This window comes from Pacificibacter sp. (genome assembly GCF_039769035.1).
Lineage (GTDB): Bacteria > Pseudomonadota > Alphaproteobacteria > Rhodobacterales > Rhodobacteraceae > Celeribacter.
In genome coordinates this window covers 1-17,686 of sequence record NZ_JBDMZG010000043.1, presented here as the reverse complement: position 1 = coordinate 17,686, position 17,686 = coordinate 1, and the positions used below count along the sequence as shown (strand labels likewise).

At 54.0% G+C, this 17,686-nt stretch carries 19 protein-coding genes and 1 tRNA gene; 8 read left to right on the top strand and 12 right to left on the bottom strand.

All coding sequences use genetic code 11. The features are described from left to right. Window position 1: 1 nt before the first annotated feature. The 3 genes from ABF287_RS04445 to ychF form a co-directional block, all read right to left on the bottom strand. Window positions 2-88 (bottom strand) — tRNA-Ser (locus tag ABF287_RS04445). A gap of 190 nt (window positions 89-278) precedes the next feature. Further along, entirely contained in the window at window positions 279-956 is a 678-nt protein-coding gene (locus ABF287_RS04440) for a sugar transferase (protein WP_347183811.1), read from the bottom strand. 377 nt (window positions 957-1,333) lie between these two features. Beyond that, window positions 1,334-2,431: a redox-regulated ATPase YchF gene (gene ychF, locus ABF287_RS04435; RefSeq protein WP_347183810.1), complete on the bottom strand. Its 1,098-nt coding sequence runs from the start codon at window positions 2,429-2,431 to the stop codon at window positions 1,334-1,336. A gap of 168 nt (window positions 2,432-2,599) precedes the next feature. Here ychF and ABF287_RS04430 point away from each other — a divergent pair, with 168 nt between their 5' ends. Next, window positions 2,600-3,550, top strand: a complete 951-nt coding sequence (locus ABF287_RS04430) for an alpha/beta hydrolase (RefSeq protein WP_347183809.1) — start codon at window positions 2,600-2,602, stop codon at window positions 3,548-3,550. Window positions 3,551-3,627: 77 nt separating this feature from the next. Next, window positions 3,628-4,419 (top strand): tryptophan synthase subunit alpha, encoded by a 792-nt coding sequence (gene trpA / locus ABF287_RS04425; RefSeq protein ID WP_347183808.1) that lies wholly within the window; start codon window positions 3,628-3,630, stop codon window positions 4,417-4,419. Between the two features lie 113 nt (window positions 4,420-4,532). Here the strand turns inward: trpA and ABF287_RS04420 are convergent, their stop codons facing one another. From ABF287_RS04420 to ABF287_RS04410, 3 genes are all read right to left on the bottom strand, one after another. After that, window positions 4,533-5,249, bottom strand: coding sequence for a GDSL-type esterase/lipase family protein (locus tag ABF287_RS04420; protein WP_347183807.1), 717 nt, complete (start codon window positions 5,247-5,249; stop codon window positions 4,533-4,535). Window positions 5,250-5,332: 83 nt separating this feature from the next. After that, entirely contained in the window at window positions 5,333-5,884 is a 552-nt protein-coding gene (locus ABF287_RS04415) for a GNAT family N-acetyltransferase (protein WP_347183806.1), read from the bottom strand. 4 nt (window positions 5,885-5,888) lie between these two features. Continuing rightward, window positions 5,889-6,794 carry an alpha/beta hydrolase fold domain-containing protein gene (locus ABF287_RS04410; protein ID WP_347183805.1) on the bottom strand — a complete coding sequence of 302 codons (906 nt, stop codon included), beginning with the start codon at window positions 6,792-6,794 and terminating at the stop codon, window positions 5,889-5,891. A 154-nt stretch (window positions 6,795-6,948) separates the two neighbouring features. On the opposite strand from ABF287_RS04410, the gene ABF287_RS04405 reads away from it, so the two are divergent. The 3 genes from ABF287_RS04405 (at window position 6,949) to ABF287_RS04395 (ending at window position 10,687) form a co-directional block, all read left to right on the top strand. Then, a complete protein-coding gene (locus tag ABF287_RS04405; RefSeq protein ID WP_347183812.1) occupies window positions 6,949-8,055 on the top strand; it encodes a carboxynorspermidine decarboxylase in 1,107 nt (368 codons plus the stop codon). A 47-nt stretch (window positions 8,056-8,102) separates the two neighbouring features. Beyond that, complete coding sequence (locus tag ABF287_RS04400) at window positions 8,103-9,350, top strand: saccharopine dehydrogenase family protein (protein WP_347183804.1); 1,248 nt, start codon at window positions 8,103-8,105, stop codon at window positions 9,348-9,350. A gap of 173 nt (window positions 9,351-9,523) precedes the next feature. Then, window positions 9,524-10,687 carry an alpha-hydroxy acid oxidase gene (locus ABF287_RS04395; protein ID WP_347183803.1) on the top strand — a complete coding sequence of 388 codons (1,164 nt, stop codon included), beginning with the start codon at window positions 9,524-9,526 and terminating at the stop codon, window positions 10,685-10,687. Between the two features lie 10 nt (window positions 10,688-10,697). Here ABF287_RS04395 and ABF287_RS04390 read toward each other — a convergent pair whose 3' ends face one another. Further along, window positions 10,698-11,852 (bottom strand): MFS transporter, encoded by a 1,155-nt coding sequence (locus ABF287_RS04390; RefSeq protein ID WP_347183802.1) that lies wholly within the window; start codon window positions 11,850-11,852, stop codon window positions 10,698-10,700. Window positions 11,853-12,097: 245 nt separating this feature from the next. Here ABF287_RS04390 and ABF287_RS04385 point away from each other — a divergent pair, with 245 nt between their 5' ends. Next, entirely contained in the window at window positions 12,098-12,733 is a 636-nt protein-coding gene (locus tag ABF287_RS04385; RefSeq protein ID WP_347183801.1) for a 50S ribosomal protein L25/general stress protein Ctc, read from the top strand. A 98-nt stretch (window positions 12,734-12,831) separates the two neighbouring features. On the opposite strand, the gene ABF287_RS04380 is transcribed toward ABF287_RS04385, so the two are convergent. Further along, the gene (locus ABF287_RS04380; RefSeq protein ID WP_347183800.1) at window positions 12,832-13,503 is read right to left on the bottom strand and encodes a prolyl oligopeptidase family serine peptidase; all 672 of its coding nucleotides are present in this window, start codon (window positions 13,501-13,503) and stop codon (window positions 12,832-12,834) included. 374 nt (window positions 13,504-13,877) lie between these two features. Between ABF287_RS04380 and pth the strand changes: the two genes are divergently transcribed. After that, window positions 13,878-14,579, top strand: coding sequence for an aminoacyl-tRNA hydrolase (pth, locus tag ABF287_RS04375; protein WP_347183799.1), 702 nt, complete (start codon window positions 13,878-13,880; stop codon window positions 14,577-14,579). Further along, window positions 14,576-14,956, top strand: a complete 381-nt coding sequence (locus ABF287_RS04370; RefSeq protein ID WP_347183798.1) for a DUF2237 domain-containing protein — start codon at window positions 14,576-14,578, stop codon at window positions 14,954-14,956. The genes pth and ABF287_RS04370 overlap by 4 nt, the downstream gene beginning before the upstream one ends. Here the strand turns inward: ABF287_RS04370 and ABF287_RS04365 are convergent. From ABF287_RS04365 to trpB, 4 genes are all read right to left on the bottom strand, one after another. Continuing rightward, entirely contained in the window at window positions 14,953-15,462 is a 510-nt protein-coding gene (locus ABF287_RS04365; RefSeq protein WP_347183797.1) for a LuxR C-terminal-related transcriptional regulator, read from the bottom strand. The genes ABF287_RS04370 and ABF287_RS04365 overlap by 4 nt on opposite strands. A gap of 53 nt (window positions 15,463-15,515) precedes the next feature. Beyond that, on the bottom strand, window positions 15,516-16,034 hold the full coding sequence (locus ABF287_RS04360) for a hypothetical protein (RefSeq protein WP_347183796.1): 519 nt from the start codon (window positions 16,032-16,034) through the stop codon (window positions 15,516-15,518). 78 nt (window positions 16,035-16,112) lie between these two features. After that, window positions 16,113-16,622, bottom strand: coding sequence for a PepSY domain-containing protein (locus tag ABF287_RS04355; RefSeq protein WP_347183795.1), 510 nt, complete (start codon window positions 16,620-16,622; stop codon window positions 16,113-16,115). Between the two features lie 230 nt (window positions 16,623-16,852). Beyond that, the coding region (gene trpB / locus ABF287_RS04350) for a tryptophan synthase subunit beta (RefSeq protein ID WP_347183794.1) at window positions 16,853-17,686 on the bottom strand (834 nt) is incomplete at its 5' end.

The window sequence follows — 17,686 nt, the reverse complement described above, 5'->3', positions numbered from 1 at the left end:
GCGGAGACGAAGGGATTCGAACCCTCGAGACCCTTCCGGGCCTACTCCCTTAGCAGGGGAGCGCCTTCGACCACTCGGCCACGTCTCCGTTGACCCGTCTAACGGTCGATCAAAGGGGAGACAAGATCAAAAAACGTGTGGCGTTAGATTCTTGTCAAAAAATCTTAGAGCTCGGCGGGAAGGCGCGGTGAGCTAGATGTTGGATGTGTTTTACAAATCTCAACGCGCGGCCTTGCGAGACCGTCAGCATCACTGTGCAACACTGGCGCTAGACTTCGTTATTTGCCCTTGCCTTGCAGCACCACCGCCAATGTTTTCCACAACAAAATCAAGTCGGTCTTCAGGGACATGTCGCGGTAGTACATCTCGTCGTATGTCACACGCTCTACAAAAGTCGCCTCGTTGCGCGCAGAAACCTGCCAAGCACCAGAGATGCCAGGGTGCATATTAAAGTAGGCTTCGCCACCGGCGCTTAAGTACATTGCACTTTGGCTGGGCAGAAACGGGCGTGGTCCGAAATAGCTCATGTCACCGCGCAGGACATTCAAAAACTGGGGCAATTCATCCAAGCTGGTTTTACGCAAGATATTGCCAACTTTTGTGATGCGCGGGTCTTTATCGAGCTTTTGATATAGGTCCCATTCCTTGCAAATTTCGGGGTCGGTGCGGCACATTTCAAGCAAATACTCTTCGGCATCGACACGCATGGTGCGCAGTTTCAAACATTTGAAATTTTTGCCATTTTTACCAACACGTTCTTGACTGAAAAACGCAGATCCACCGTCTTTGCGGACCAAAAGCGCCAAAATGCCGATAACGGGCAAAGCAAATGGCGCAAGCGCCAGACAGATTGCCAGATCAAACAGACGCTTACCAAACAAACGGTACACCGGCGCCTTAGAAGAGGTGCGTCTTTGTTTCACCAGCGGGAAAACTTCAGAAGAAATGTGTGACACGTGCCTCTCCAAATTGAACTTACAATTGCAATCTGCACGCGAGTGGTTAATGAACGATTAAAAAGGCTTAACGGAAAACGCCTAAAAAATTTACCACGAATTCCACAATCTGAGTGTGTATTGTGGCTTGGAAGATTTTGGAAGGCCCAACAAAGTCTTGCATTGAAACGACGTGCAATTCTTCGGTTTTCTCACAAGATCAAAAAGCGATGCAGAGCGCATTGGCACAGCCAGCATTTCAAACAGCTACAGAATGAAAACCGGAGGCGCGGCAGATGGCGCGGCGTATGGGCATGGGCATGGCACGCTGACTTTCAAACACAAAAAAGCCGCTCATCACGAGGAGAGCGGCTTTTAGGTTTGCCTGCGCGAAAGATTTAGGTGTTGAACAAGAAGTGCATCACATCGCCGTCTTGCACGATGTAGCCCTTGCCTTCAGCCCGCATCTTGCCGGTTTCTTTGGCTTTGGTTTCGCCTTGGCATGCGATGTAATCATCATAGGCAATGGTTTCAGCGCGAATAAAGCCGCGTTCGAAATCACCGTGAATCACACCTGCCGCGGCAGGCGCACCTGTGCCCGCTTTGATCGTCCAAGCCCGTGCTTCTTTTGGACCAACAGTAAAGTAGGTTTCCAAATTCAAAAGCTCATAGCCAGCGCGGATCAAACGGTCGAGACCCGCCTCTTCCAAGCCCATTTCGCCCAAGAACATCTCAGCTTCCTCGGCGTCGAGTTGTGAAATCTCTTCTTCGATCTTGGCAGAAATAACCACTGAGCCTGCGCCTTGTGCGGCAGCCATGGCAGCCACAGCATCGGAATGCGCGTTGCCTGTTGCGGCGTTTTCTTCTTCAACGTTGCACACATACAAGATCGGTTTTTGTGACAACAGTTGCAGCAAACGCCATGCTTTTGCGTCGTCTTCGTCCACTTCAACAGTGCGCGCAGGTTTGTCGTTTTCAAGTGCTTCTTGGGCGGCAGCCAACAAACGATCTTGCTGGATCGCGTCTTTGTCGTTGCCTTTGAGCTTACGCACGAGGCCAGCGCGACGCTTTTCGATGCTTTCCAAATCCGACAACATCAATTCCGTTTCGATGACAGAGGCATCGTCCACAGGATCAACACGGCCCTCAACGTGCGTCACGTCACCGTCTTCGAAACAGCGCACCACGTGGGCAATCGCGTCACATTCGCGAATGTTGGCCAAGAACTGGTTGCCAAGGCCCTCGCCTTTCGACGCGCCTTTCACCAAACCCGCAATGTCGACAAATGTCATACGTGTCGGGATGATCTGTTTTGAGCCTGCAATCTCGGCCAAAGCGTCAAGACGCGCATCAGGCACGCCAACTTCGCCCACATTGGGTTCAATCGTACAGAACGGAAAGTTCGCAGCCTGCGCAGCCGCGGTTTTCGTCAAAGCGTTAAAAAGTGTCGATTTGCCCACGTTTGGCAGCCCGACGATACCCATTTTGAAACCCATGGTGTGCTCCTAATTCACAGTCTTGCGCTGCATATAAGCGCAAAGCACACAAAGCAAGCAATCGAGAGCCCCATAGCCGCATTTGCCCCGCTAACAGTGCGGGATTGACCCAAAAGGTGCTATCGGCCCAGCAAAGCTTGCGTATAGTGACCATAGTGTTGTTCTTGCGTGGCCGTTCCAAAATGGTCGTTGTTTGGTGGTGATATGATGTTGAAAGCTTACGTGTTCCTAAAATCGACTGTTTTGCGGACCGCTGTTGCGGGTATTCTTATGGTGGCCCTGTCGGGTTTTGTCTGCGCCAAAACAGCCAGCGCATCAGATGCCCGCACCTATATATATGGCACAGGCGCCACCGCAAAAGGAGCGCGCGCCCTCAAGATTGATTTCTTTGCAGCCCAAAACACCTGCTCTGCGCTGCGGCCGACTGTCTTGTTAATCCACGGTGGCGGCTTTCGGATCGGGTCGCGCAACGCTGCCTCTTTGCGCGAGATTGCCGCGCAGCTGAATGCGCAAGGCTTCAACGCGGCCTCGATGGACTACCGTTTGGTGCGCGACAGACCTGTGCCTTCCATTGATGTTGCCAACCTCAAAGGCGCGAGGCAAAAGGTAGAAAATGCGGCCAATGCCGCCATTGAAGACACCGCCATGGCCATGCGCTGGATCGCAGCCAACGCGCAAAGCCTCTGCGCTGACCCGCATAAAATCGCGCTTTTGGGTACATCTGCGGGCTCTGTTATGGCGCTCTTCACCACCTATGCGCTGGACACATCGCCGGTGACGCGCCCCACCCCTTTGGCTGTGATTTCCTTTTGGGGCGGATACCTGACCCCCAGCGCTTTTGAACGTGGCGATCCCCCGCTGTTTTTGATCCATGGCACGAACGACCAAACCGTGCCCTATGCGCATAGTCTTGCCCTGCACAAAGCCGCCCGCGCCAAGGGCATTCCGGTATCTTTTCACACGGTTGTGGATGGCGGACATGGCTTTAAATCGATTGATCCGCTTACGGACACGATAGACGGCGTGCCAATTTTGGACGAAGTCATGGCATTTATTGCCGCTGCAGCCCAAGGAAACGCCCCTCCCACACAAACAACACGCACAAAGCACCGCGATTGACAGGGTTTCAAGATTGATGGGATTGATTTTTCGCCTCTTGTGCGGCACATCGGACGGACCAACCGAAGGAACAGACGATGACACGCATTGACGATAAATTTTCCGAGCTCAAAGCCGCAGGGAAAAAAGCTTTTGTGGCCTATGTTATGGCTGGCGATCCTGATGAAGCGAAAGCGCTGGAAATCGTCAAAGCCCTGCCTGCAGCAGGCGTGGACATCATCGAGTTGGGCATTCCCTTTACAGACCCAATGGCCGATGGTGGCACCATTCAATTGGCAGGCCAGCGCGCGCTTGAAGCCGGCATGACGCTGCAAAAAACATTGGATATGGCCGCCGCATTCCGCGAAACGGACGACACCACCCCGATCGTGATGATGGGCTATTACAACCCGATCTATTCACGCGGCGTGGACAAATTCTTGGTCGATGCCAAGGCAGCCGGCGTTGACGGATTGATCGTGGTCGATCTGCCGCCAGAAGAAGACGACGAGCTGTGCATCCCTGCCCAAGCGGCCGGATTGAACTTCATCCGCCTTGCCACACCGACAACCGATGAAAAACGCTTGCCGAAAGTGCTGACCAACACCTCTGGCTTTGTCTACTACGTGTCTGTGAACGGCGTGACCGGCGCGGCAGAAGCCTCTGGCGACAGTGTTGGACCGGAAGTGGCGCGGATCAAATCGCACACTGATTTGCCCGTGATCGTTGGCTTTGGTGTGAACACACCTGAAAAAGCCCGTGAAATTGCATCCATTGCGGATGGCACAGTCGTGGGCTCAGCCATCGTCAACCAAATCGCCCAAGGCAAATCCGTGGAAGAGGTCGCAGCCTTTGTCAAAGCCTTGGCAGACGGCGCACACAGCGCCTAGCACGCCATTTTAAAACGACAAACTCTTAAGGGGCCCTTGGGCTCCCTTTTGTTGATGGTAGGTCGCGAGTTTGTTCGAACTAAACCAGCCCAAAATCGCCAATAATTGGCGTCTCAAGGTCCAACTGATAAGCAGGTCACAATTTGACAGAGTTGGTCGGTGAGCGCACGATATCCTTCGGCGTTGGGGTGAAGCCCATCTGATGTCCACGCTGACACGTTATCCGCATATTCTCTCGGAGCAGCTAGAAATGTGCAGTGCGGTATCTGGCTGCAAGCCGCTTGTGTTTGTGAGTTTAGCTCTTTCCTAAACTGTTCGCGCTCCGTATCCAAAAAAGCAACCGGCAATGCTGCGCGCCAAATCAGCTTCTTTGCGGGGCCGTAGAGACGAAAAATATCTTCGACAAAGCCTTGAATTAGATCGGCGTCACGGTTTCGGATGGTGTCATTGATCCCGATGCCCACATACCAAACTGGAACATGCTGAACCAACTCGACGTCAGTTCGGGCTATCAAGCCGGGTATTGTATCTCGTCCGATACCAAGGTTCATTGAGTTGGGGACCACCGCGCTCGTCAGCCATCCTTCAATTATGGAATCTCCTATAAACGCGATTTGAACATCGGAACCAGCCAAAGCCTGCGCTATTGGGCGTCGGTGAATTCCCGTCATAGTGAGATAGTGTTGTGTCTCAGCAGCTGGCGTCATTTGACCCGTCACAAGTTGCGAGGCCTTTTGCCAGTACTTCTCCTTCGCGACTATCGAGAGTACTACAACAAACAAGACAATGTTGATAGCGAGTAGCAGCCTACTTCTTGTTGACGGATTCATGTTTTTAGGGCTCTCTTTTTATTCGGTGTGGTAACTAGGGCTAAAGCTGCCCCTTCAAAAAATGTGCGGCCTGTTCAAGCGCTTTAATCGCGCGGCCAATGCCCCGCAGATTTGGTGCGCAACACGAACATATCGGTCTCTTTGGTCGATTGTGATGCATCGCGCAAAAAGCCTGCTTTGATCAAAATCCACGCGGACGCAGGATTATCCACGGCAACACCGCCCATCAAAACGCTAGACGGGCCGGTTTTGGCCTTGGCCACGACCCCACGGATCAATTCGCTGGCATAGCCCTGCCCCCATGTGTCTTCAGAAAACAGATAGCCCAGATGCATCACCGGTGCGTCGCCCGCATCCCTGATGGCGACCAAAACAAACAGGCCCAAAATTTCGTTCGATTGGCGATTGATCACAAGAGAGACCTCGCTTTCAGCCGCGCGTGCATCAATCCAACCCGCGATGTCTGCCTTGTCTGGTGCAATCTGCATCGAGGGCGGCAGGTCTTTCAGAACCTCAGGCGTCAACATCTGTGCAAGACGCGCCTCAAGCGCCGCCCGCGCGGCCTCATCGCTCAGCGTTGCGGCCCAGTCTGACACCACAAGGCGTTCCGTTTCAAAATTTTGAAATCGCACCATAGACTTATATCTGCCCCTTCAAAAACTGCGCCGCTTGCGCCAAGGCGTTCAAAGACGGCGCGTAAAACTGCCCGTAATGAATAAAGCCATGGGGCACATCCGCAAAGAACGTGTAGGAAAACGGCACATTGGCTTGCGCCAGCCCTGCGGCCAACCATTTGGTGTCTGACGCAAGACAATCTTGTTCGGCTTCGCACAAATAGGCAGGCGGCAGGTCTTGCAACTTGGCCCCCGTCAAATCGCCATATTTGGGATCACTGTGCCCTGCGATATACCAATCCCACATGCGCGCCATCGCCTCAGTCGTCAAACCATGATCGCCCGCGCCAAAGGCCTTATGCGATGTCGTGTCAAACACCCGCCGATAACAGCCGTACCACAACAGCATCGCCGAAATCACATCGCCGCGCCCAGCGTCGCGCAAGCGCAAAGCAGCCGCCAAAGCAAGGTTCGCCCCCGCACTATCGCCACCGACGACAATCTTGGCCTCCGGATTGGCCACAATAGTGTCGTCGATCAACTGCATGATCGCGTCTAAGCCTGCTGGGTACGGGTCTTCGGGGGCCAGCGGATAATCAGGCCCGATCACTTCAAGGCCGGTAAGTGCTGCCAAATCTGTCATGATGCCACCGTGGGTGACAGTATCGCAGTTCACCCAACCGCCGCCATGCACATATATAATAATGGCTGAGCGGTCGACTGATGCAGGCACAAAGTGCCGCAATGTGCCGACCTGCGATATCTCGACCTGATCCGCATAGCGCCCCACAAGACCCACCCGCGCCGCGCGCGAAGCTGCGCGCACAGCTGGCATGTTGTCCTTGGTTTCCGCCACAAGGTTTTGCGAAGAATGACGTGCGGCAATCTCCAAAAACGTTGGATCGGGGCGCTTGGAACTTGGATCGGTCATAGATGTGTCTCCTATTCTTATAACTTTCGCCGCGACGTCGCGACGGCACAAGCGAAAACAGTCAGTGCCGGAACGAGTTTTTCTTGCCGCATCCCGCAAAAGGCACTAATTCAGCCCTTCACAGGTCTTTGACACACGCGAGAATACACCGATGATCCAGACGCCTTACTATCTCATCGATAAAACCCGTCTTTTGCCAAACATGGAAAAGATTGCGCGTCTGCGTGAGTTGTCTGGGGCCAAAGCTTTGTTGGCGCTCAAATGCTTTGCCTCATGGCCAGTATTTGATTTCATGTCCGACTATATGGATGGCACCACCTCGTCGTCTTTGTATGAGGTCAAACTGGGCCGCGAAACATTTGGTGCGGATAAAGCCAAGGAAACCCACGCCTATTCCGTGGCTTGGGCAGATCATGAAATCGACGAGGTCTTGCGCGTCTCTGACAAGGTGATTTTCAACACAGCCGCGCAGTTGCAGCGGTTTGAAACCCAGTCACGCGACCACACACGTGGCCTGCGGGTGAACCCTGGCGTGTCGACCTCTGACTTTGATCTGGCCGACCCCGCCCGCCCGTTTTCGCGCTTGGGCGAACACACGGCTGAGGGCATCGCGCCTGTCGCTGACCTGATTTCTGGCTTTATGTTTCACAACAATTGCGAGAACGACGACTTCGACCGCTTTGACGAGATGCTCGGCCATATCGAAGACCGCTTTGGCGCGCTGATCAAGCGGATGCAGTGGATCTCGCTCGGTGGCGGCATTCATTTCACCGGCGAAGGTTATCCGTTGGAGCGCTTTGCAGAACGTCTCAAACGCTTTGCGGGCGAAAACGAAGTGCAAGTGTACTTGGAGCCGGGCGAGGCCGCGATCACAGGCTCGACCACGTTGGAAGTCACCGTTCTGGACACGCTGCACAACGGCAAAAACCTTGCCATCGTCGATAGCTCGATCGAAGCGCATATGCTGGATCTGTTGATCTACCGCGAAAGCGCCAAGATCAGCCCAAATACAGGCGCGCATGATTGGATGGTCTGCGGAAAATCCTGCCTTGCGGGGGATATCTTTGGCGAATTCAAGTTCGAAAACGCGCTCAAAACCGGTGACCGTCTGTCCATCCAAGACGCAGCAGGCTACACCATGGTCAAGAAAAATTGGTTCAACGGTGTTAAAATGCCAGCCATCGCCGTGCGCGAGCTGGACGGCACCGTCAATCTTGTGCGTGACTTCGATTACGCCGATTTTAAAGCTGCCTTGGGATAATCGCCCTGCAGCATCACACTTAAACCCAGCAAAGGGGGTCTTTTGAATTGACAAAGAACGTACTCATCATCGGCGCTGGCGGCGTCGCTCAGGTCGTGCTGCACAAATGTGCGCAAAACAACGATGTGTTTGGCGAGATTCATATCGCCAGCCGCACGCTTTCCAAATGCGAAAGCTTGCTTGAGACAGTCGCAGAGAAAAACGCGATGAAACAAGAGGGCGTTCTTGCGGCCCACCAAGTCGATGCAATGGACACAAGCGCCGTTGTTGCCTTGATCCAAAAAGTCGGCGCTGAGATTGTTATCAACGTGGGCTCTGCCTTTGTGAACATGACCGTTTTGGATGCCTGCATTGAAACGGGTGCAGCCTATATCGACACGGCCATTCACGAAGATCCGAAAAAGATTTGCGAGACACCGCCATGGTACGGCAATTACGAATGGAAAAAGCGCGATCTGTGCGCCGAGAAAGGCATCACCGCCATCTTGGGCGCGGGCTTTGATCCGGGCGTGGTCAATGCTTTCGCGCGCTTTGCGATTGATGAGTTCATGGACGAGGTCACTTCGATCGATATCGTCGACATCAACGCAGGCGATCACGGCAAATATTTCGCCACCAACTTTGATCCTGAGATCAACTTCCGCGAATTCACTGGCGTTGTGTATTCATGGCAAAACGGCGCTTGGCAGACCAACCAGATGTTTGAAATCGGCAAGGTCTGGGACATGCCTGTCGTCGGCCCATCGCAGGCCTATATGTCTGGTCACGACGAGGTGCATTCCCTGTCTGCCAACTACCCGCAAGCCGATGTGCGGTTCTGGATGGGCTTTGGCGACCACTATATCAACGTCTTTACAGTGTTGAAAAACCTCGGGCTTTTGTCCGAACAGCCTGTGATGACCGCCGAAGGCCAAGAAGTCGTGCCGCTTAAAGTGGTCAAAGCCGTCTTGCCTGACCCGTCTTCCTTGGCGCCAAACTACACGGGCAAAACCTGTATCGGTGATTTGGTCAAAGGCACAAAAGACGGCGAACCTGTTGAGGTGTTTGTCTACAACGTCGCCGACCACAAAGAGGCCTATAACGAGATTGGTTCCCAAGGTATTTCCTTCACCGCGGGCGTGCCGCCTGTGGCAGCAGCGATGCTTGTCGCGTCTGGTGAATGGGATGCGAAAACCATGCGCAATGTTGAAGAGCTCGATCCAAAACCGTTCTTCACCATCATGGACCGCATTGGCTTGCCAACGCGCGTACAGATCGGCGGGCTTGGCGGCAAAGACCAAGCTTGGAACGCCTAAAAGCACGAAACGTCTTAACGAAAGGCCCGCACATTTGGCGGGCCTTTTGCGTGTTTACGCCTCACATTTGACGCAAGTCGTGCGGCAAATTGGTGAGAGGTCACAAACAGGATTGCACCAAACGGCCTGAATTGGTAACTGAACATAACCAATTCAGAACAAAGGGGCGCATTATGGCCGTTATCACCAACATCAACGACCTCAAACGTCAACACAAACGACGCACCCCGAAAATGTTCTATGACTACTGCGAAAGCGGGTCTTGGACTGAACAAACCTTTCGCGAAAACACCTCTGACTTTGATCAAATCCGGTTTCGCCAACGCATTGCGGTGAATATGGAAGGCCGCTCAACAGCGACCAAAATGATTGGCCAAGATGTTGCTATGCCTGTGGCGCTGGCCCCTGTTGGATTGACCGGCATGCAATGTGCTGACGGTGAAATCAAAGCCGCGAAAGCCGCCGAAAAGTTCGGCGTGCCCTTTACGCTGTCCACGATGTCAGTGTGCTCAATCGAAGAAGTCGCGAAACACACGACCAAGCCGTTTTGGTTCCAGCTCTATGTGATGCGCGACCAAGAGTTTTTGGAAAACATCATCCAGCGCGCCAAGGATGCCAAATGTTCGGCGCTGGTGTTGACGCTCGATCTGCAAATCTTGGGTCAACGCCACAAGGATTTGAAAAACGGGCTTTCCGTGCCTCTGCGCCCGTCCATCGGCAACGTCCTTGATCTGGCGACGAAATGGCGTTGGGGCCTTGGCATGCTGGGCACAAAGAACAAGAGCTTTGGCAACATCGTCGGCCATGCCCGTGGTGTTAGCAACATGGGGTCGCTGTTCACTTGGACGGCAGAGCAATTTGATCCGCGCCTTGATTGGGACAAAATCGCCAAGATCAAAGAAATGTGGGGCGGGCCGCTGATCCTGAAAGGTATCATGGAACCTGAAGATGCTCTGAAAGCCGTTGCGGTTGGTGCCGATGCCATCATCGTGTCGAACCACGGCGGGCGTCAGTTGGATGGGGCTTTGTCGTCGATCAAAATGCTGCCTGCGATTATGGAGGCTGTTGGCGATCAGATCGAAGTGCATCTTGATAGTGGCATTCGCTCTGGCCAAGACGTGCTCAAGGCCATCGCGATGGGGGCCAAAGGCACCTACATTGGCCGCGCGTTTATTCACGGGTTGGGTGCCAATGGCGAAGCGGGCGTGACCCAAGCGCTGGAGGTGATCCACAAAGAAATGGACACAACCATGGCGCTGTGTGGTCGCAGACATATCGAAACCATGGACCGCGATACGATCTTGGTGCCCAAAAACTTTGCTGGTGAATGGGACTAAGTCGCGTGATTTAACGCTCAGCGCGGCGATGTTTCACGGCCAAAACAGCCGGAATGATCGCCGCGACCATCACGGCCACAACGCCAAAGGCAACGCGTAGCCCCCAGTGTTCGGAAATAAACCCGATCAAGGCAGGCCCCACAAAGAACCCCGTAAAACCAAACATCCATGCCCGTGAAATCGCAATAGCGCGGTGTTCACGGTGGACAAGTTTGCCCAGCAGCGAGTTGGCGGTGGGCACGATGACAGCCATACCGATGGCCGAAATCCCGATCCCAATCAGCGCCACAGCCTGTGTCGGTGCGACGGCCATCACGCCCGACCCGATCACGCCGAACACCCCCGACCATAAAACAACGCGCTCTTCGCCAAGTTTTTCGGTGAACACCTGCCCCAGCAGACGAAAGACGCACATAACAAGGCCAAGTGTGGTGGGGCCAAAACTGCCATGTCCCGCAGCCCCGCCCAGCTCGCGTTCAAGAAACAGGGCCGACCAAGACTCTGTGGCGTTTTCGCCCAGAAACGACACGAAAAGCATCACTGCGACCATCAAAATATAGAACCATGGCAAGGTGGTCGGCGCAGGCGCTTGATCCGCGTCACGGCTGACAGGTTGCCAATTCTTTTCCCACGTCAAAACACTGGCAAGCACCAAGACGACGCCCATCAGCGGAAAGACTTGGGCAATATCCATGCCGGAGCGCCGCATGCCGCCCACAACCAAAGCTGACAGTCCAAAACACAAGGAAAACATCGCGTGATTGATGTTCATCAAATGCAATCCGTGGCGCTCTTCGAGCTGTGACAGCCGCATATTGGCGTTGATATCAAGACTGGCGACCCCGCCCCCCAATGCGATCATCATCCCAAACAGGAAGGGGATCGAATGGGCAAAAATCGGCAATTGCATCAAGACCACGAGCGCGCAAGCAAGCGTCGGCAACAGGTATTTTCCCAAGGCATCGGATATCTTTGGCGCAAGAAACATCGCCGCCATCCCGCCAATTGCGGCCCCCATGAGAGCAGCCCCCAGTTGTGCATCTGACGCCCCCGCTTGCGCTTTGACGTCAGGCACCATTGCAGCAAACGTGCCCCAGTACAGGCCGACGATGCCAAGACCAACGAACGGTCCACGCGACACTTGAATGGCTTTGATCATCGACATAATGTCCTCCCAGACGGTCCAGCGCTTGGCGTGTCACATGCAAAATGGCCACATTCAAAGCGCTTTGATCACGGTAAGACAAAGTGAAACGTCAAACAATATGGCATGGCGCGGTGCAAAGTCACTCTTTGTGACGCGACATTACAAAAAGCACTTTCATTTTCAGAGAATCTCGCCTATACGCGCGACTTCACGCGGGTCTACAGCCTTGGAGGAGGCCCGCCCTAAAACATTGGAGAATTATTATGGCTGGTCAGATTCCTGATTTTGTAGCCACGGAACGTACGGGGACAGGCAAGGGCGCCGCTCGTCAAGCACGTCGCGATGGCTTGGTTCCAGGTATCGTATACGGTGGTGAAGCAGATCCTTTGCCGATCAACATCCCGTTCAACGTTCTTTTGAAGCGTCTTAAGCAAGGCCGTTTCTTGTCCACTTTGTTCAACCTCAAAGTTGAAGGCCAAGAAGACGTTCGTGTGATCTGCCGCGGTGTTCAGCGCCACGTTGTTAAAGATCTTCCAACACACGTTGATTTCATGCGTCTTAAGCGTACTTCACGCATCAACCTCTTCATCCCTGTTGAGATTGTTGGCGAAGAAGAAGCGCCTGGCATGAAAAAAGGTGGCGTTGTTACGCACGTTCGCACTGAGGTTGAACTCATGGTGACTGCAGGCGACATCCCAGAAAAGATCACATTGGACGTATCCGGTGGCGAACTTGGTTCTGTGTACCACATTTCTGACGTTACGCTTCCTGAAGGCGCACGCTCTGTGATTGACCGCGATTTCGTTATTGCAAACATCACAGCACCTGCTGGCTTGGGTTCATCTTCTGACGAAGACGAAGCAGAAGCACCAGAAGCGGAAGCAGCTGAAGAAGCATAAGCTTCGACACACTGCGACGACATTGAAACGCGGTCCCTCGGGGCCGCGTTTTTTTGTGTCTGGGTGTTTTGCGATCAGCGTTAACCGCTTGGGCCTTGTCAGGTTTGGTCGTCTGTTGCCAACACACGGTCGATCCAACGGGTCGCCAAGCTCGGCCATGCCTCGTGGCTGCCATTACGGTCACGCAAGGCAAAGCCGTGGGGTGCCTTCGAAAACACATGCAAATCATAGTCCAGTTCAAGCGCAGATGCCGTCTGCGCAAACCGAAGCGCGTTTTCAACCGCAACCTGCCGATCCAACAGCGCATAGGCCAAAAACACGGGCACGTCGGGGCATCCGTGCGGGTGTTCAGCAAAGCCAATGGGCCACGCGTCATAGAACGCTTGTTTTTCGGCCGGCGGAAAATCTGGCTTGCCCACGGGAAATTTATGATCGCGGTGATTGGTGTTCAGCGGCGCATAGGCAATCACCGCGCCTTTTGATTGAAGCGCATGCGGCTGGCACGCCATCACGCCAGAAAGATGCCCGCCAGACGACAAGCCAAAATGAATCAAAGGCAGCTGGGGCGTCTGACCCGCAAGGTGGTCCAACGCCAAAAGCCCGTCTTGCAAGGCTATATCAGCCCCGAACTGTCCCCCCGCCCCATCAGGCGTGCCAGGCAATCGGTGCACCAAGATATGCGCCTCGATCCCCAAAGTTGCGAGCCACAGCGCGACCTCCACCCCTTCTTTGTCGTACACCAGTTTGGTGTAGCCACCGCCGACATACACGAGCGCACGCGCGCGCGGCGACGGGACGGAGAAGGAATGCAGCTCAGCCGCACCGACTGTTTCAAATATACGATTGGGCCACTGACCCGTCAGGGCATTCTTTTGCCCATCGCCAGACCGTTCAAGCGTGTGAATGGTTGGCGTCGGTGCGGTTACAGGAACATCCGGAATGTCAGGGAACGTCTAAAGTCTTTCAAACTAAGTCATTGCGTCGCGACTTTGCCCGTCACAGCAAGGTTTGAAAAGGGAACACTGCATCGATTTAAGCAAAAAGGAAACGTCACTTGGCGCGGGTCTTTCCAGAGCCTCCCTCAAATCCCCTATAGCGCGCCGCGCTGCCTTGGCCTAAAACGGCTACAAACAGGAGACCTTTCATGAAGCTTTTTGTCGGCCTTGGTAATCCCGGTGCGAAATACGCGGGCAACCGTCACAACATTGGATTTATGGTGCTGGACCGTATCGCTGAAAGTGGCTTTGCCCCGTGGCGCGCCAAGTTTCAAGGCAAGGTGTCCGAAGGCAAGCTTGGCTCTGAAAAGGTGATCCTGCTTAAGCCTGAAACCTTTATGAACCTGTCAGGGCAATCCGTTGGCGAAGCCATGCGGTTTTACAAGCTCACCCCTGCGGATGTCGTGGTCTTTCATGACGAGTTGGATCTAGCCCCCGGCAAGGCGCGTGTGAAAACCGGTGGCGGCCATGCGGGGCACAATGGCTTGCGGTCCATCCATCAACACATCGGCGCAGAGTATGACCGCGTGCGCTTGGGCATCGGGCACCCCGGCCACAAGGACCGTGTGTCGGGGTATGTGTTGTCGGACTTTGCCAAAGCTGACGAAAACTGGCTGGATGATCTGATCCGTGGCTGTGTCGATGGCGCGGCTGCACTGGCGGCTGGGGACGCGGCCAAGTTTGGCAATGCGGTGGGCCTGCGGGTCAATCCGCCGCGCTCTTCTGGCACCAAGCCACCTGCTGACGCAAAAGGCCCACGGCAGGCTCCAACGGCCAAACCAAGCAAGCCACAAGCGCCTGCTCCGGATACACGCAGCGCCTTGGAAAAGCTGAAGGACAAATTCAAATGATCACGCCTGATCCAAGTGAAAACGTAGTCGGTGGCCCGCTTGAGCTGTGTTCAAGCAATCCCGTGACGGGGTTTTTCCGCGACGGCGCTTGTAACACTTGCGCCGAAGACACGGGGTCACACACTGTCTGCGCCATTATGACGGCCGAGTTTTTGGCGTTTTCAAAATATGTGGGCAACGACCTGTCGACGCCTCATCCCGAATATGGGTTTCAAGGGTTGAAAGCGGGCGATGCTTGGTGCCTGTGCGCCAGTCGGTTTTTGCAAGCCTACGACGAAGGATGTGCGCCCAAAGTGAGACTTGCCAGCACACACAAGCGCGCCCTCGAGATCGTTCCATTGGCGGTCTTAAAGGCCAATGCTGACGCTGAAAGTTAAGTCTTAGACCCGACCCGCGCCATTGCAGCATCATCCATCAGATCATCAATAAATAGGCTCAAAAGCTGTTGGCTCCCGCCCACGGAGGCCTTGCGGTAGATGGCGTTCGTCTGCGCCTTAACGGTCCCTTCAGAGGTCTCGCGCAAGGCTGCAATATCTGCAATCGACATGCCTTTGATCAAAAACAATGCGACGTCCCGCTCTGCAGGCGTCAAAGACCACCCCCGAAATCGCTCGTCTATCACTTCGGCAAAGGCCGTCGATGCAATGCGCAATTTGTCTTCGGCTTGGCGCTTTTGCGACACGCTTCGGTTCAGTGCGATGGCACCAGTCACAACGCCAAGGATAAGACCGACCGCGGCCCCAATTTCAATCATCTCGCGCACGCGCCACGCCACAGGCTCAGCGCGCAAACCAAACAAAGATGACAAGATATCAGACACAAAGAAGAACGCGCAAAGAGCTTGAACAACGAGGATCGTCAAAATGATGTATCGGTCTTTCATCTCACCTCGTCGAGCTTTCGCCACACTCACACAGCAACCTAACACGCATCATCCTAGTGCTCTTCCTCTTCGGGTTCGTCTTCTTCGTCGGGCTCATCCTCTTCGTCGGGCTCGTCTTCCTCGTCAGGTTCGTCCTCTTCGTCAGGCTCGTCTTCTTCGTCAGGCTCGTCCTCGTCATCAGGCTCATCATCATATGAATCGTCGTATGAATCGTCGCTTCTGTCGTCATCATCGTCGTCAGAACCAGCCTGAGACCCCTCATTCTCACCAGAACCTTGTGATGCGCCTTGATCCTGATCAGAGGAATCGAAAATTTGATCTGAAATTGTGGTCCAAAAATCGCGCAAGATTTCACCCGTTCTTGGGTTGATGATAATTTCTCTGCGCTGGTTCCCGCCAATCGCCACAAAACGAGTCCGCCCAAGCAAGGTGCGGTTCACCGTGATTTGCGAATACCCCTGCGCACGGAGTTGCCGAACGATTTGATCGCTCACGCTGGGCGTTTGAGCGAGTGCAGCGCTGGCATTCATTCCGATGGCCAGCAAGCTGATCACAAAATATCTACGGTCCATCTGGATCCTCTGTGCATGGGACGGCGCGCAATGTTTTGCACGCCGCCTGATTACGTCAGTCAAAAAGACTGAAACGCCTTAGCTGATGTCATCTTCTTCGTCGTCATCGTCTTCTTCGTCGTCGTCATCTTCTTCGTCATCATCGTCGTCGTCATCATCGTCATCATCATCGTCGTCGTGATCATCGTCGTCGTGATCATCGTCATCATCGTGATCGTCATCATCGTGATCGTCATCATCGTCATCATCGTCGTCGTCGTCATCATCGTCGTCATCATCATATAGATCATGGTAATCTTCTGACGTCACCTTCACTTCAACATTGGGATCGTCACTTACAAGAGCTTGCACGTGGCCAGTTTCATCTTCCAAAATTTCGTTCGTATTGAGGTCAATGATCATTTCGCGCTTGCTACCATCAGGGCGGATCGCTTCGATCTTAAGCGTATTTGGCCCGCGCTTCACTTCGATACGTGTGTAGCCAAGCTCTTGAAACTGAGCCACAACACTGTCCACTTGAGGATCAGCGAAAGCAACACTGGTCAAAAGCATACCAGCAGCAGAGAGCGTTAAAAGACGTTTTTTCATGATCTTATCCCTTTGTATCCATGCGCATCAAACTGCGCGGTGCTCCTATCCAGCCCCATATTCACGCTCCCCGCCATTCACCGAAGGTTTAAATCAGCTAACCTAAACCAAAGCATGACGTCTATAAACTTGGGTTTATCCGCATGCGTGACGCCACATTGAACGTAAAAACGCAAAACGCGAGGCCATGACAGCCTCGCGTTTCAAATGTCGGAAAGCTTTGGAAAAGCTTATTCCATGTCGCGCCCTTCAGCGCCCATTTCGATGCCCAAATGACGCGCAACGGTGAAGATGTCTTTGTCACCACGCCCACACATGTTCATGACAATGATGTGGTCTTTGGGCAAAGTCGGCGCGATTTTCATCACATGCGCCAGCGCGTGGGATGGCTCAAGCGCAGGAATAATGCCTTCCGTGCGACATGAGAATTGGAACGCTTCCAAGGCTTCTTTGTCAGTGATGGCAACATATTCGGCGCGTTTGGTATCATTCAACCAAGCATGCTCAGGACCGATGCCGGGGTAGTCAAGACCCGCAGAAATCGAGAACCCTTCCAAAATTTGCCCGTCGTCGTCTTGCAAAAGATACGTGCGGTTGCCGTGCAAAACGCCCGGACGCCCGCCTGTCAAAGACGCACAGTGTTCCATCTTGTCGTTCACGCCCTTGCCGCCAGCCTCAACACCGATGATACGCACACTTTCGTCGTCAAGGAACGGATAGAACAGGCCCATCGCATTAGACCCGCCGCCGATGGCTGCAATCACGGTGTCAGGCAAACGCCCCTCGCCTTCGTGCTCTGGCAGCTGCCAGCGGACTTCTTTGCCGATGATGGATTGGAAATCGCGCACCATTTCTGGGTAAGGGTGCGGGCCAGCCACAGTACCGATACAGTAAAACGTGTTGTGCACATTGGTCACCCAATCGCGCAGACCATCGTTCATCGCGTCTTTCAGCGTGCCACGACCAGACGTCACAGGCACCACTTCAGCGCCGAGAAGCTTCATGCGGAACACGTTGGGCGCTTGGCGTTCAACGTCATGCGCGCCCATGTAGATCACACACTC